General features: G+C 60.3%; 14 protein-coding genes. 7 read left to right on the top strand and 7 right to left on the bottom strand.

Annotated features, from left to right (window positions below):
- The 5 genes from ACYQ54_RS09570 to ACYQ54_RS09550 all read left to right on the top strand — a co-directional run bounded on the left by ACYQ54_RS09570 (nucleotide 1) and on the right by ACYQ54_RS09550 (nucleotide 5,727).
- Nucleotides 1–1,827 (top strand): M3 family oligoendopeptidase, encoded by a 1,827-nt coding sequence (locus tag ACYQ54_RS09570; protein ID WP_460081436.1) that lies wholly within the window; start codon nucleotides 1–3, stop codon nucleotides 1,825–1,827.
- Nucleotides 1,828–1,838: 11 nt separating this feature from the next.
- Nucleotides 1,839–2,741 carry a heme-dependent oxidative N-demethylase family protein gene (locus ACYQ54_RS09565; protein WP_460081433.1) on the top strand — a complete coding sequence of 301 codons (903 nt, stop codon included), beginning with the start codon at nucleotides 1,839–1,841 and terminating at the stop codon, nucleotides 2,739–2,741.
- Between the two features lie 388 nt (nucleotides 2,742–3,129).
- Complete coding sequence (locus ACYQ54_RS09560; protein WP_460081431.1) at nucleotides 3,130–4,509, top strand: ABC1 kinase family protein; 1,380 nt, start codon at nucleotides 3,130–3,132, stop codon at nucleotides 4,507–4,509.
- A 155-nt stretch (nucleotides 4,510–4,664) separates the two neighbouring features.
- Nucleotides 4,665–4,946 carry an aa3-type cytochrome c oxidase subunit IV gene (locus tag ACYQ54_RS09555; protein ID WP_460081428.1) on the top strand — a complete coding sequence of 94 codons (282 nt, stop codon included), beginning with the start codon at nucleotides 4,665–4,667 and terminating at the stop codon, nucleotides 4,944–4,946.
- A gap of 109 nt (nucleotides 4,947–5,055) precedes the next feature.
- Entirely contained in the window at nucleotides 5,056–5,727 is a 672-nt protein-coding gene (locus ACYQ54_RS09550; protein ID WP_460081426.1) for a pseudouridine synthase, read from the top strand.
- 130 nt (nucleotides 5,728–5,857) lie between these two features.
- On the opposite strand, the gene ACYQ54_RS09545 is transcribed toward ACYQ54_RS09550, so the two are convergent.
- Both ACYQ54_RS09545 and rpsU read right to left on the bottom strand, forming a co-directional pair.
- Nucleotides 5,858–6,709 carry a tetratricopeptide repeat protein gene (locus tag ACYQ54_RS09545; RefSeq protein ID WP_460081424.1) on the bottom strand — a complete coding sequence of 284 codons (852 nt, stop codon included), beginning with the start codon at nucleotides 6,707–6,709 and terminating at the stop codon, nucleotides 5,858–5,860.
- Between the two features lie 168 nt (nucleotides 6,710–6,877).
- Nucleotides 6,878–7,105 carry a 30S ribosomal protein S21 gene (gene rpsU, locus ACYQ54_RS09540; RefSeq protein ID WP_008188883.1) on the bottom strand — a complete coding sequence of 76 codons (228 nt, stop codon included), beginning with the start codon at nucleotides 7,103–7,105 and terminating at the stop codon, nucleotides 6,878–6,880.
- A gap of 405 nt (nucleotides 7,106–7,510) precedes the next feature.
- Here rpsU and ACYQ54_RS09535 point away from each other — a divergent pair, with 405 nt between their 5' ends.
- The gene (locus tag ACYQ54_RS09535) at nucleotides 7,511–8,908 is read left to right on the top strand and encodes an MATE family efflux transporter (protein ID WP_460081422.1); all 1,398 of its coding nucleotides are present in this window, start codon (nucleotides 7,511–7,513) and stop codon (nucleotides 8,906–8,908) included.
- A gap of 86 nt (nucleotides 8,909–8,994) precedes the next feature.
- Here ACYQ54_RS09535 and ACYQ54_RS09530 read toward each other — a convergent pair whose 3' ends face one another.
- The 3 genes from ACYQ54_RS09530 to ACYQ54_RS09520 form a co-directional block, all read right to left on the bottom strand.
- Nucleotides 8,995–10,086 (bottom strand): 5-(carboxyamino)imidazole ribonucleotide synthase, encoded by a 1,092-nt coding sequence (locus tag ACYQ54_RS09530; RefSeq protein WP_460081420.1) that lies wholly within the window; start codon nucleotides 10,084–10,086, stop codon nucleotides 8,995–8,997.
- A 29-nt stretch (nucleotides 10,087–10,115) separates the two neighbouring features.
- On the bottom strand, nucleotides 10,116–10,604 hold the full coding sequence (purE, locus tag ACYQ54_RS09525) for a 5-(carboxyamino)imidazole ribonucleotide mutase (RefSeq protein ID WP_460081418.1): 489 nt from the start codon (nucleotides 10,602–10,604) through the stop codon (nucleotides 10,116–10,118).
- Between the two features lie 149 nt (nucleotides 10,605–10,753).
- A complete protein-coding gene (locus ACYQ54_RS09520) occupies nucleotides 10,754–10,960 on the bottom strand; it encodes a YdcH family protein (protein ID WP_460081416.1) in 207 nt (68 codons plus the stop codon).
- 355 nt (nucleotides 10,961–11,315) lie between these two features.
- On the opposite strand from ACYQ54_RS09520, the gene ACYQ54_RS09515 reads away from it, so the two are divergent.
- Nucleotides 11,316–11,495, top strand: coding sequence for a YdcH family protein (locus tag ACYQ54_RS09515; RefSeq protein WP_040439055.1), 180 nt, complete (start codon nucleotides 11,316–11,318; stop codon nucleotides 11,493–11,495).
- A 59-nt stretch (nucleotides 11,496–11,554) separates the two neighbouring features.
- Here the strand turns inward: ACYQ54_RS09515 and ACYQ54_RS09510 are convergent, their stop codons facing one another.
- Both ACYQ54_RS09510 and ACYQ54_RS09505 read right to left on the bottom strand, forming a co-directional pair.
- A complete protein-coding gene (locus tag ACYQ54_RS09510) occupies nucleotides 11,555–13,195 on the bottom strand; it encodes an acyl-CoA synthetase (RefSeq protein ID WP_460081414.1) in 1,641 nt (546 codons plus the stop codon).
- 196 nt (nucleotides 13,196–13,391) lie between these two features.
- Complete coding sequence (locus ACYQ54_RS09505) at nucleotides 13,392–14,156, bottom strand: sulfite exporter TauE/SafE family protein (RefSeq protein ID WP_460081413.1); 765 nt, start codon at nucleotides 14,154–14,156, stop codon at nucleotides 13,392–13,394.
- Between the last annotated feature and the right edge of the window lie 166 nt (nucleotides 14,157–14,322).

The following is a 14,322-nucleotide window of genomic DNA, read 5'->3' as shown; positions in this document are numbered from 1 at the left end:
TTGCCCATCCCACATCCCGTCTATGCCCCCCAGGCCGCCGCTTCCGCTGATCTGGGGGCTCTTCCCGAATGGGACCTCACGGATCTTTATCCCGCTGTCGATGCGCCGGAGGTAGCCGCTGATCTGAAGGAGATCCTGGAGCGGTCGACAACCTTCGAGACGTCCTACAAGGGCCGTCTGGCCGACATGGCGCAGACCAATGTAGCCGCGCTGGTCACGGCAATCCGCGCCTATGAGGACCTCGAAGACCTGATGGGCAGGCTGATTTCCTTCGCCGGTCTGGTCTATTCGGAAAACACGATCAAACCCGCGTCCCAGAAATTTTATGGTGACGTTCAGGAGCAGATCACGACGGCCAGTTCGCATCTCCTGTTCTTCACGCTGGAGATGAACAAGATCGACGACGCGGTGATGGAAACTGCGCTCCAGGACAGCCAGTTCGCGTATTACCGGCCCTGGATCGAGGACCTGCGCAAGGGCAAGCCCTATCAGCTGGAAGACAGGGTGGAGCAACTGTTTCACGAGAAGTCCGTCACCGGTGCGGGCGCCTGGAACAGGCTCTTCGATGAAACGATGGCGTCGCTGTCCTTTGACGTGGACGGCAAGGAACTCTCAATCGAGCCGACGCTCAACCTGCTGGTCGATCCCTCGCCCGAAACGCGCCGCAAGGCGTCCGAAGCGCTGACGACAACCTTCAAGGAAAACCTGCGCACCTTCACGCTGATCACCAACACGCTGGCCAAGGACAAGGAAATCTCCGACCGTTGGCGGAATTTCACGGACATCGCCGACAGCCGCCATCTGTCCAACCGGGTCGAGCGGGAGGTGGTCGACGCGCTCGTGGCCGCCGTGCGCGATGCCTATCCGCGCCTGTCGCACCGCTACTACAAGCTGAAGGCAAAGTGGCTGGGCATGGACCAGCTCAATACCTGGGACCGCAACGCGCCCCTGCCTAACGCCGACACACGCGTGATCCCCTGGGACGAAGCGAAGGACACGGTCCTGTCCGCTTACAGCGCGTTTTCGCCCGACATGGCCGAGATCGCGGGTCGGTTCTTCGACCGGCGCTGGATCGATGCTCCGGCACGCTCCGGCAAGGCTCCCGGTGCCTTTGCCCATCCGACCGTGCCGAGCGCGCACCCTTATGTGCTGGTCAACTACCAGGGCAAGATCCGCGACGTGATGACGTTGGCGCATGAGCTTGGCCACGGCGTTCACCAGGTGCTGGCAGCGCCCAACGGGCCGCTGATGGCACCGACACCGCTGACCCTGGCCGAGACGGCCAGCGTCTTCGGCGAAATGCTGACGTTCAAGTCGCTGCTTGCCAAGGCCGACAACCCGCAGACCCGCAAGGTGATGCTGGCATCCAAGGCGGAGGACATGATCAACACCGTGGTGCGCCAGATCGCCTTCTACACCTTCGAGCGCAAGATCCATACAGAGCGGCGCAACGGCGAGTTGACCTCGGAGAAGATCGGCGAACTGTGGCTGTCCGTGCAGGGCGAAAGCCTTGGCCCCGCGATAAAGTTGAGCGAAGGCTATGAAACCTTCTGGACCTATATTCCGCACTTCATCCATTCGCCGTTCTACGTCTATGCCTATGCCTTCGGCGATTGCCTGGTAAACTCGCTCTATGCGGTTTACGAGGAAGCGGAGACCGGCTTCCAGGAGAAGTATTTCGACCTGCTGAAGGCCGGTGGTACCAAGCATCATTCCGAATTGCTGGCACCGTTCGGCCTGAGCGCGGTCGACCCGGATTTCTGGAAGAAGGGTCTTTCGGTGATCGAACGGATCATCGACGAACTGGAAGCACTGGAAGAGGCCTGACGCGGAATCCAATGACACGGCAACCGTCGCCACCCTTTCATCACACGCCCTATGACGGCACCAGCCAGCCCTTCACCGTCGGTCTGAAGCCGATCCATGAGGCGGTCTGGCTGGAGCCTGATCCCTTTCTGGCGAAACATCTGGCCGAGAAGAACCGGCTGTTTTCAGACCACCTTGAAACGGTGTTTCGGGCAGAGGCGGATACACCTTCCGCGCAGCAGGAGGTGTTGGACCTCGTTACGGAGAACCTTGCAAGGTTTCATCACGAGACCCACAGGGTGGCGGATGACGCCGTCGAGATTGCCCAAACAGGCGAGCGGGTATTGCTTGCCGGTGCACCGCCCCTGATGACCGCGGCACGCCTCGTGCAGGAAGATCTCGTTTTGATGCGGCCCGGTCCGGACGGCTACAGGCTCGCGGCCGCTGCGCTGTGTTTTCCCTCGTCCTGGTCCCTGGCGGAGAAATTCAGGCAGTCCATGACGGGCATTCACGACAATGTCCCCGGTTTCAACGGAAGCCGCATGGGACTGATGGTGGCCCGGATCTTCGACAATCTGAAGGCTGGACAGTTTCTGGAGCGCTTCAACTGGTCGATCTATCCCGACGGCGATCTTCACCACCCGTTGCCGAAACAGATCCGCGTCAAGATTGACGACGGTGCGCTGGCTCAGCTTTTCCTCAGGGTTGAACGGCAGACCCTGCGGCGCTTGCCGGGTTCCGGTGATATTCTGTTCACCATCAAGATCCATCATGATCCCCTGGCGGCACTGGAAGCGCAGGATGGGCGCGCGGATCTGGCGGCCGGTCTGCGGACGCAGCTTCTTGCACTTGATGCGGACCAGCTTGCCTACAAGGGCCTCGTGGCAACACGGGACGATCTGGCCCAGGCGCTTGAGAAAATCAGCCAGAGCTAACGGTTGTTCCTTTCCGTGTAATTGCCGAGGCACTTGGCCGCGGCCTGGATCACCCCGTACGTTCTTGTCTTCGGAAAAAGCGGGCTCCCATTTCGGTTTTCTGGGTGCCTTTGCCGGTATGGATGGCCCAGCTTACGCTGCAAAGACCAGGGCATCGCTCGGTTGGCAGCGGGAAGAAACGGCTTGTTGGCGGATATCAAACGGAGCGGCTAATACGGAAAATAGCCTTGCCTCGAGGACCGGCTGACAGCCTGCGTCGGAATAGCGGCTGGCGGATCTGGATATTGCCGCGGTAGGTCATATGTAGTTTCTGGAGACTGCCTCTCAACGGTTTGGCGCATCGGGCGTTCCAGGGAACGTCCGATGTCACAAAGGAGTTCGCCACCGCATGGCCGAAAGCAAAGATCGCGAAAGCAACCGTCTCAGCGCCCGGATGGGGCGTTATGCCAAGGTCGGCACCAACATGGGCGGGATTGCCGCGAAGGTGGCCGGGGCCCGGTTGTTCGGCATGGAACTCGACAACGCCAAGAATGCGGCCGAGCTTGCGGCGGCCCTTGGCGGGCTGAAAGGCCCGTTGATGAAAGTGGCGCAGCTCCTGTCGACAATTCCCGATGCCTTGCCGCCGGAATACACCACCGAGCTTGCCAAGTTGCAGGCAAGTGCGCCGCCGATGGGCTGGGCCTTTGTCAAACGTCGGATGCGCGCCGAACTTGGCGCGAACTGGCAGGGCCGGTTTGCCGAATTTGGCAAGGAACCGGCGGCTGCTGCTTCTCTCGGACAGGTTCATCGGGCCACCGGCCACGACGGTCGGGTCCTGGCCTGCAAGCTGCAGTATCCGGACATGGCCTCGGCGGTTGAAGCGGATCTCAAGCAATTGCAGATGCTGTTTTCGCTGCACCGGCGCATGAGCCCGGCCATCGACACGCGGGAGATCGCCAAGGAAATCAGCTCCCGTGTCCGAGAGGAACTGGACTATGCCAGGGAAGCGGCGCATATCGCCATGTATCAAGGCATCCTGGGGGACTTCGACCGCATCCGCGTGCCGGACGTGATCGCGGATCTGTCGACCAAACGGCTGCTCACGATGGGGTGGCTGACCGGCAAACCCCTGCTCGACTTCAAGGATCACAGCCAGGATGAGCGCAATCTGCTTGCCAGAACCATGTTCCATGCCTGGTGGCACCCGTTCAGCCACTTCGGTGTCATTCACGGTGATCCGCATCTGGGCAATTACACGGTGTTCGAGCAGGAAGGTGCTCCGGCGGGAATCAACCTCCTGGATTATGGCTGTATCCGCATCTTCCCCGAAGCCTTCGTCGAGGGCGTCGTCGAGCTTTACCGAGGTCTTCTGGAAGAGGATAACGACCGGGTCGTGGCGGCTTATGAGCGCTGGGGTTTCAAGAATCTGAAGAAAGAAGTCATCGAGGTCCTGAATATCTGGGCAAGGTTCATCTACGGTCCGCTGCTGAGTGACAGGGTCCGCTCGATCGCGGATGGGGTGTCTGCCGCCGAATACGGGCGCAAGGAGGCGTTCCGCGTGCATTCCGCCCTCAAGCAGTTGGGACCGCTCACCGTGCCACAGGAATTCGTCTTCATGGACCGGGCGGCGATCGGTTTGGGTGGGGTCTTCCTGCATCTGCGGGCTGAACTCAATTTCTTTCAGCTCTTCAACGAACAGATCGACGGCTTTGATGCGGGAACCGTGCGCAAGCGCCAGGACGATGTTCTGGCCGCCGCGGGCCTGGCAGGGGCTTCTCATGCTGCCTGATTCCACGCGTGATTCCGGTGAAGGCAGGGGCAATCCACACAGGGCTGTCAAAAAGTCGCGACCTGTGTGACGAATTGTGCACTTCCCATCATTGCCGAACCGGGAAGCTTTATTGTATGTAGGCTGCCGACTATCGAATTTTCCTGGGGGACTTCATGTCTGACGAAACTGCGCCCGCTATGGACTATGACGCTCACGAGCAGACTTACGAGGGGTTCATCAACTTCTCCAAGATCGGCACGATCGCGGTCCTGACCATTGTCGTTTGCCTGATCATGTTCGCTTTTGGCGGCACTGCTGCCACTGTTTTCGGCTGGCTGCTGCTGATCGCAACCCTCGTTGCCACCGCTATCGGCATGGCTCTGGGTGCATCCGGCTGGATCCCGCCTGCAGCTGTCTTCGTTCTGAGCGGCATCCTGGCGATCCTGACCGTCTGAGCTTAACCTCCGGCCTTCATGGTCCGGTCGGCACAGACGAATACATCTATTTTTGGAAAGGCGCGGTCAGATCCGCGCCTTTTCCTTTTGTCCTTGGACCCCGAGTGCGATGAGCCAAGCCGCGCCAACATCCTTTGTCTATGATCCGCCGCTGGAGCCGTTTCTAACGGTGCTTCACGCGGATGACGACCTTCTTGTAGTCGACAAGCCGAGCGGGCTTCTGAGCGTGCCTGGCAAGGCTGCCGAGCATGGTGACTGTATCGAAAGCCGCGCGCAGGAGCGGTTTGCGGATGCGCGGATCGTCCACCGTCTCGACATGGACACATCAGGTGTCATGGTATTGGCGCGGAACCCTGCCGCCCACCGGCATCTCGGACTCCAGTTCGAGCGGCGCAAGACACTCAAGACCTACCTTGCCGATATCTGGGGAAGCCCGTCAGAAGACGAGGGAGAAATTGATCTGCCGCTCGTTTGCGACTGGCCGAACAGGCCCAAGCAGATGGTCAGCTTCGAGTTTGGCAAACCTGCACTAACCAGGTGGAAGGTACTTGAGCGGAAAGAACTGACGACGCGGGTCCGGCTGTTTCCCCATACGGGACGGTCGCATCAGTTGCGTGTCCACATGCTGGCTCTGGGACATCCGATTGCCGGAGACAGATTCTATGCGGAAGGTGAGGCGCTGTCAGCCTCTCCCAGGCTGGCGCTCCATGCAGAAACCCTGGAGCTGCATCATCCGGCGCATGGCGGACGGATCTGTTTCCGGTCCGAGGTGCCGTTCTAGATAACCATTCGGCCTGAGTGGTGCCCCCGGCCAGCTTCAGCGGTTACCGGGCGAGACACCACAAACAGGTCTGGGCAGTCACTGCACATGATGACTTCAGGTCTTTTGGTAAGCTTGCGTTTGGGCCGGGTCAGCCGTTGCCGACGCGGCGAAGACCTTCACGGGCGATCGTGTTGGAGTTGTCCAGCGTGATCGCGCGGGTGAAGCTCCGGCGGGCATCCTTCGGATTGTTGAGCATTTCCTGGGCAAGGCCCCGGTTTGCCCAGGCAATGGCCGAATCCCGGTCGAGATTGACGGCCATCGACAGATCCGAGAAGGCAGCGTTCGGGTCGTTCACCGCAATGTAGGAGATGCCGCGGGCGATATAGGGCGCGCTTGCCTTCGGGTTGAGGCCGATGGCGGTCGCAAAGTCCTCGATCGCGCGTTGATGCTGGTTCTGGGCCTGGTAGATCAGGCCGCGATTGTAGAACGCACGGGCATCGCTGCTGTCACGGGTGATGACGGAATTGAAGTCGGCGAGGGCGGCGTTGTAGTTGCCCTGCTGACGATAGATGTTGCCGCGCCCGACATAGGCCACGTCATAATCCGGCTTGATGTTGATCGCGCGGGTATAGTCGGAAACTGCCTGCTCGTTCTGGTCCATGCGACGGTAGACGAGGCCGCGGTTGGCATAGGTCTGATAGGACTGGGGATTGAGCTGCAGTGCCCGGTTGAAGTCCTCGACCGCCTTGTCCAGCTTGCCGGCCTGGCCGTAGGCGATGCCACGGGTGCTGTAGGCACTGGCGTCGTTCGGATTCGCGTCGATCACCGCCGACAGAGAGGCGATGTTGGTCGACGACCCGGCAGAGGCATTGGTTGGCACATTGTCATAGGCGCCTGTCGTGCACGCCGCCAGCACGGCAGCAGCGCCGAGCAATGTTGCATGAGGCAGGAACTTGCGCATGCGGCACATACGATCTCTCAGGGTCAAGCGATTAGACATGCCGTTCATCTGCCTCCAATAGGGCGGGAGTGTGGCTGCACCCGGCTCTTTGGGCCGAGTCCGGAGCATTCCCCGCAAAACGCCAAAAGCCGACCGGAACGTCGGTCGGCCTTAGGGCAATTTTGAGAAGAGCGGCGGCCAAATCCGCCAGAAACGCTCAAGCCGAACTTAGCGGCGAGCGGACTTGCCCGGGAGCAGGCCTTCACGCTGTGCCCGCTTGCGAGCCAGCTTGCGTGCACGGCGAATTGCTTCAGCCTTTTCACGCGCCTTCTTTTCAGACGGTTTTTCGAAGTGACCGCGAAGTTTCATTTCACGGAAGATGCCCTCGCGCTGCATCTTTTTCTTGAGCGCCTTCAGCGCTTGATCGACATTGTTGTCGCGAACCAGAACCTGCACGCGTTTTTTCCCGTTTTCGATGCGCTGCAGAGGATCCGCAGCAAGAAATAACCATGATGGAAGCGAGGCTTTGCCAACGAACCTTTACGGTGGTTTCAAAAACACACACGAATGCTCATCGTTTTACCGATCAATCAAGCATCCACTTGTGTACAGAGACCTTATCGCCGCTGACGCGTCGCTCACTTTGGCGGGCTTAATACCAGAGCAAACCCTACGTGTCCACAGTCATTCGCAAAGAAACCCGCCGAAAACGGATTCCAGCACCCGAGTCAGAGCGTGTCCCCGACCCGCATAACATGTGTGGACACCGGACTGTATCACGACTAGAGGTGGATGTCTCACCGCGGTCAATCGAGCCTCGCAAAAGAAGGCATGACCTTGCCCACATTGTTGGAGGAAACAATGGCGCAACACGCGTCAAGGGCTCCCGATTCGGACAAGAGCCAGTCCCTTTGGCGGAGCGACATTCAGCCGACGCTTTCTCTGGGCTTGCCGCTGGCCGGTGCCCAGTTGGCCCAGATGGCCATCAACACCACTGACGTCCTGATGATCGGACGCCTTGGCGCGCAGGAGCTTGCTGCTTCCGTGCTGGCCTTCAATTTCTACATGCTGGTCTGGTTCTTCGGAATGGGCTTGCTGCAGGCTGTGATCCCGCTCGCCGCGCGTGCCCGCGGTCAGCGCAAACCGCGTGACCTGCGCCGCGCCGTGCGCATGGGGTTCTGGATTTCGGTCCTGTTCTGCATCCCTGTCTGGGGCATCCTGCTGTTCATCGAGCCGATTCTCCTGCTGCTCGGCCAGGAGCCGGAGCTGGCCAGGCTTGCAGGGGTCTATATGGCCTACCTTCAGTGGACCATGTTGCCGGCGCTGCTGATCATGGCTGTCCGTGGCTTCCTGACGGTGATGGAACGGACGCAGGTCGTGCTCTGGGCGACGATCGCAGGTGCTGTTGCGAACGCTTTTCTGGACTATGTGCTGATTTTCGGCGAGTGGGGCTTTCCGCGCCTTGAGTTGGTGGGGGCGGGGATCGCGTCCGTCATCAGCGCGACAACGACATTCCTGTTCCTGCTGGCCTACGCCATGCTGCACCCCAAGCTGCGGCGCTATAACATTCTCGGCCGCATATGGCGGTCGGACTGGCCGGTCTTCTTCCAGATCGTCCGGTTGGGAACGCCGATCGCGCTGACCATTATTGCCGAAGGATCGCTGTTCACGGCCTCTTCCGTAATGATCGGCTGGCTGGGCACGCTGCCGCTTGCCGGTCACGGCATCGCACTGCAGATCTCGTCCATCACGTTCATGGTGCCTGTCGGACTGTCCGTTGCCGCCATGACCCGGGTCAGCCTTGCTTCCGGCCGCGACGACCACAAGGGGGTTGGCCGTGCCGGCTGGACGGCCCTTGCCGTGACCATGATGTTCATGGGGCTCTTCGCCATCTTGTTCTGGACGATCCCGGAGCAACTGGTGGGCGCGTATCTCGATCTCAGCGATCCGGAAGCCAGGGAAGTAATGGCCTACGGGGTTTCGTTCATCATGGTGGCGGCACTGTTCCAGCTTGCCGACGGCGGCCAGATTATCGGCGTCAACAACCTGCGCGGATTGGGCGACACCACGATCCCGCTGTTTTATGCCCTGTTCGGGTACTGGGTCGTCGGCATCAGCCTGTCGCTTGGGCTGGGTTTTGTTGCCGAGTGGGGCGGGGTCGGTGTCTGGTGCGGGCTGGCCGGTGGCCTTGCCTCAGTCGCGGTGTTGGCAAATCTGCGCTTTGCCCGGAGGGAGAAGCTGGGCCTCGTGCCCGGCTGAGCCGCCGTGACAGCGCCCGCTCCCTCAACCGGCTTTACAGGCCCCGGCGTACGGCCGGGGCTGCAACAGCTTTCAGGTAATCCTGCTCAGGACCTTTTCGAGATCCGGTTGACGTGGCCCATCTTGCGGCCTTCGCGGGTTTCCGCCTTGCCGTAAAGATGCAGCCGGGCAGCAGGTTCCTTGAGAACCGCTTGCCAACCGTCGGCGTCAAAGCCGATCAGGTTTTCCATGACGGCGTCCGAATGCCGCTCAGCGGAGCCCAGAGGCCAGCCGGCGACGGCGCGGATGTGCTGGTCGAACTGCGAGGTGAGGCAGGCGTCCTGCGTCCAGTGGCCGGAATTGTGCACGCGCGGCGCGATCTCGTTGACCAGCAGTCTCTCGCCCGCCGGATCGCGTACCAGGAACATCTCGACACCCATGACACCGACATAGTCGAGACCGGCGACGATCTGTCCGGCCATTGCGCGGGCCGCGTCCATGGTGGCCTGTGAGACGCCGGCCGGAACGGTCGAGGTTTTCAGAATGTGATTTTCGTGGTGGTTCCGGGCAATGTCGTAGCAGGCGATGTCGCCGTCCAGGTCACGGGCGACAATCACAGAGACCTCACATTCGAACGGGATCAGCGCTTCCAGTACCATCGGAACAGATCCGAGCTTCTCGAAGGCGCCGCCCGCATCCCCGGGGTTGCGGATCATCTGCTGGCCCTTGCCGTCATAGCCGAAACGGCGGGTCTTCAGAACGCCCTTGCCGCCGAAGCGGGCAACCGCCTCGTCGAGATCCTGCTGCGAGGCGATGTCGGCGAAGTCGGCAATGGCAACGCCGGCTCCGGACAGAAACTGCTTTTCGAACAGCCGGTCCTGGGAAACCTCCAGCGCACGGACGCCGGGGCGCACCGGAACCCTTGCATCGAGATGAGCCGCGGTCGGGCCGGGCACGTTTTCAAATTCATAGGTGACGGCAGCCACCGAGGAGGCGAAACGGTCGAGCGCATCAACGTCCTCATAGGGGGCAACCGTAAAGGTGGCGCTGACATCGAAGGCGGGACTGTTCGGATCCGGACAGAAGATATGTGTCTTGAGGCCAAGGCTGGCAGCCGATTGTGCCAGCATCCGGCCAAGCTGGCCTCCACCAAGGATGCCGATGGTGTCGCCTGGGCTCAAACGGGTTTTGGCGCTCATGATGTGGATCCTGCCCGCGGGGGTCTGTGTCAGTCGTTGGAGGGTGTTTCGGCGACGGCTGCTGTGCGCTCGGCGCGGAACGTGGTGAGAGCGGCGTCGATTGCCGGATTGTGCAGGGCCAGAACGGCGGCGGCCAGAAGCGCGGCGTTGGTCGCTCCGGCCTTGCCGATGGCCAGCGTGCCGACCGGTATGCCTGCCGGCATCTGAACGATGGACAAAAGACTGTCCTCGCCCGAGAGCGCCTTGCTTTCGACCGGGACGCCGAAAACGGGAAGCGGGGTCAGCGCGGCGGTCATGCCCGGAAGATGGGCGGCCCCGCCTGCGCCTGCGATGATGATCTTGAAGCCTTCGGCCTTCGCGCTCTTGGCGAAGTCGTACATCCGGTCCGGCGTGCGATGGGCGGAGACGATGCGCGCCTCGTAGCTGACGCCCAGCTGATCCAGCGTGTCGGCGGCGTGTTTCATTGTCGGCCAGTCCGACTGACTGCCCATGATGATGGCGACATCCGCTTTTGCCATAAAATGCTCCAGTTTCCGGCGGGCTCAGAAGAGCCGCGGAGTATAGGCAGCGGGCCGCGCATCGCAAGCGCGAATCCGCGGAAATCGTGTCGGAAATTCACTTTCGGGATGCATGCTGCCGATGCGGGTAAACCCGTGACAGGAAAGGCTCAGGCGATGATGTCCGGGAACAACTGATCCTCAAGCGCCGTAATCCGGTCCTTGATCATCAGTTTCTTCTTCTTCAGTCGCTGAAGCTGCAAGGCATCTTGGATCGAAGTTGAGGCAAGTGCCTCGACGGCCGCGTCAAGATCTCTGTGTTCCTGGCGAAGCTGCGCCAGCTGTATACGCAACGCTTCACTATCCATCTGCGCCATCTATGTCCCCCAAACAGGAGATAAGTCCTAATCCATTTTGTCGCTGGCGGGCAAGATATCATCTTTGGCCGACCAGTGGCCGGTTTTCAAAAGTCCGTTGCTTTCGTGAAGCGGACAGGGGCCTTGGTCACGATTTCGTATGTTGAAAACTTGTGAACTGGCAAATTTTTCAAGGGTAATTTTCGTGAGTTTCTAGCGTGTTAATTGGCGTTGCATCTTCAGGGTTTCCTAAGGATAGCAGCGAGAATGCATAATTTGACGGCGAAACGTTCAAGGTATGCGTAATCAACAATCGACAACGCTGGAATTCCTGTGGCACGATGAAAATGTTGAGCCAACAGACAGGAGGATATCCATGTCAATGCAGTCGCATCTCGCAGAACTTGAGCGCCGTCACGCGGAAATGGAACGCAAGATTGAAGACGCTCAGTTACATCCGAGTACAGACTCCCTGCAACTGGCTGACATGAAGCGTCAAAAGCTCAAGATCAAGGATGAGATTACGCGAATACGGGAAAATGAAACGCTCCATTAGAGGGGCGTCCCTTTGAGATCAAACGCCGCGCATTGCGCGGCGTTTTTGTTTTTATCGACTTAAAGCGCCTTCGCCTGTTCCCGCAGGGCGAATTTCTGGATTTTTCCCGTCGAGGTCTTGGGCAGTTCGCAGAAGACGACTGTTTTGGGAGCCTTGAAGCCCGCAAGGTGCTGCTTGCAGAAGGCAACCAGATCCGCTTCGCTCACGGTTGAGCCGTCTTTCAGCTCGACAAAGGCGCAAGGGGTTTCCCCCCACTTCTCGTCTGGCCGTGCCACGACCGCTGCCGCCTGAACGTCAGCATGCTTGTACAGCACTTCTTCCACCTCGATGGACGAGATGTTCTCGCCGCCTGAGATGATGATGTCCTTGGACCGGTCCTTCAACTGCACATAGCCGTCGGGATGCAGGACGCCGAGATCGCCTGAATGGAACCAGCCGCCCTCGAAGGCCTTTTCGGTCGCCTCCGGGTTTTTGAGGTATCCCTTCATCACGACATTGCCGCGGAACATGACTTCCCCAAGCGTCTCGCCGTCTGCGGGCACCGGTTCCAGCGTTTCCGGGTCGAGCACCGTCAGACCTTCGAGCGCGACATAGCGCACGCCTTGCCGCGCCTTCTTCTGTGCCTGTTCGGCCAGCGGCAGGTCGTTCCATTCGACTTTCCAGTCGTTGACGACCGCCGGGCCATACACCTCTGTAAGGCCGTAGAGATGGGTAACATTGAAGCCGGCGGTCTTCATGGCGGCCAGCACGCTTTCCGGTGGCGGGGCGGCCGCGGTGTAAAATTCCACCTCGCGCTCGAGGTCGCGCTTGTGCTCCGGTGAGGCGTTGAGGAGCGTCGACATGATGATCGGCGCGCCGCACAGATGGGTGACCCCTTCATCGGCGATCAGGTCCCACATGGTTTGCGGCCGGACCCAGCGCAGACACACATGGGTGCCGGCAACAAGTGACAGGGACCAGGGGAAGCACCAGCCGTTGCAGTGGAACATCGGCAAGGTCCACAGATAGACCGGGTGCTTGGCCATGGAGGCGGTGATCACATTCGCCTGGGCCAGCAGATAGGCGCCGCGGTGGTGATAGACGACGCCCTTGGGATTGCCCGTGGTGCCGGAGGTGTAGTTGAGCGCGATCGCATCCCATTCGTCTTCCGGAAGCGACCAGCTGAAGTCCGGATCGCCCGATTGCACAAATTCCTCGTAATCGAGGCTGCCGAGACGCTCGCCGTCCTGCGGGAATTCCGTGTCGGAAAAGTCGATCACGGTAGGGGTCACGGTTGCAATCGACAAGGCTTCCTTGACGACCGGCGCATATTCGCGGTCGGTGATCAGCACCTTGCAATCGGCGTGATCGAGCTGGAAGGCGATGATTGCGGCATCGAGACGGGTGTTCATGGAATGCAGCACGGCGCCGGCCATCGGCACCCCGTAGTGGGCTTCCAGCATGGGTGGCACGTTGGACAGCATGACGCTGACCGTGTCGTTCTTGCCGATGCCTAGCCGCGCCAGTGCCGACCCGAGCTGCCGCGCACGCCGGTAGAACGTCCGGTAGTCAGTCCGCTGGCGGCCGTGAACAATTGCAATCGTGTCCGGAAAGACATCCGCCGCGCGCGCCAGGAAACTCAGCGGACTGAGCGGGGCATAATTGGCGGTGTTCTTGTCGAGGCCCCGGGCAAAGGGGTTGACGCTGGCATCCATGACCATCCTCCCTGAAGCATCCCGCCCATAGATGGAGTGCGGGACGCCAAAAACGTCTTGAAGCCGATCAGCGTTCCCGCCCGCGCATGGGGGCGGACTGTTGATCCGGTGATTTTGGCCGTATCAAAACCGGAAACGGTCTGCCGCGCAATTGATCATTGGCGAGGGGTATCCCCTTTGACGATCCGCGGCGTCTGCCGGGTCAGGCAAGAAGGCCCACAATTCCGTCGTAGGTCAGCTTGGCGCCGATCACGCCCATGAAGATATAGATGATGGCGTAGAACATTTCCGCCTTGACGACACGCACCAGCCAGACCCCGACAAGGGTTGCGACAAGCGCGACCGGAAACAGCATGACGGAGGTCGACAGGTTTGTGGCGTCGAATTGTCCCAGCAGAAAATAGGGTACCAGCTTGATCGCGTTCACGGTCGCGAAAAAGATGACCGCCGTTCCGGCAAACAAAAGCGGCGCCAGGCGCAGCGGCAGCATGTACATCTGAAAGGGTGGGCCGCCGGTGTGGCTGATGAAGCTGGTAAACCCTGCTATCGCACCCCAGAACGTGCCTTTCGGCAGGTTGTGACCACTGGCGGTTGTGACCTTGCGCTGCTTGAAGAGGTAGTCGGCGACGAAGGCCAGCGACATGATGCCGATCAGGAAGATGACGAAGGCATCGTTCACATAGGCTGCGGTTGCCCAGCCGATGCCGATGCCGATCACGGCGGCAGGCAGCAGGATGCTTAGGCTTTTCCAGTCAGCCCGGCCGCGATAGGCGATGAGCGCGACAACGTCCATCACGATCAGGATCGGCAACATGATGCCGGCTGCCTGTAGCGGGGAAACGACGAGCGCCATGATCGGCACGCCGAGCATTGCGAAGGTTCCGCCGAACCCACCCTTGGACAGGCCGACCAGAAAGACCGACGGAATGGCGGCCGCGTAGAACCAGGGATCAGTTATTGGGGTCATGTTCTGAGAAATTTGAGGAGTAGAACGGATAGGACCGGCAGACAATCATGCCAGAGTGCTTACGTAAAGTCCCGAAGGCCGAATTGCCTAGAAGCGGAGGCTTGCAATTTCGGGTTCCCTTACAGCACTCTAGGCCGCAAAAGCCGGGGTTGCGTCTCCGGTCTGG

It is taken from the genome of Roseibium sp. LAB1 (assembly GCF_054658235.1).
Note: the sequence above shows the minus strand (reverse complement) of the source record. Positions and strands in the feature narration are given on the sequence as shown.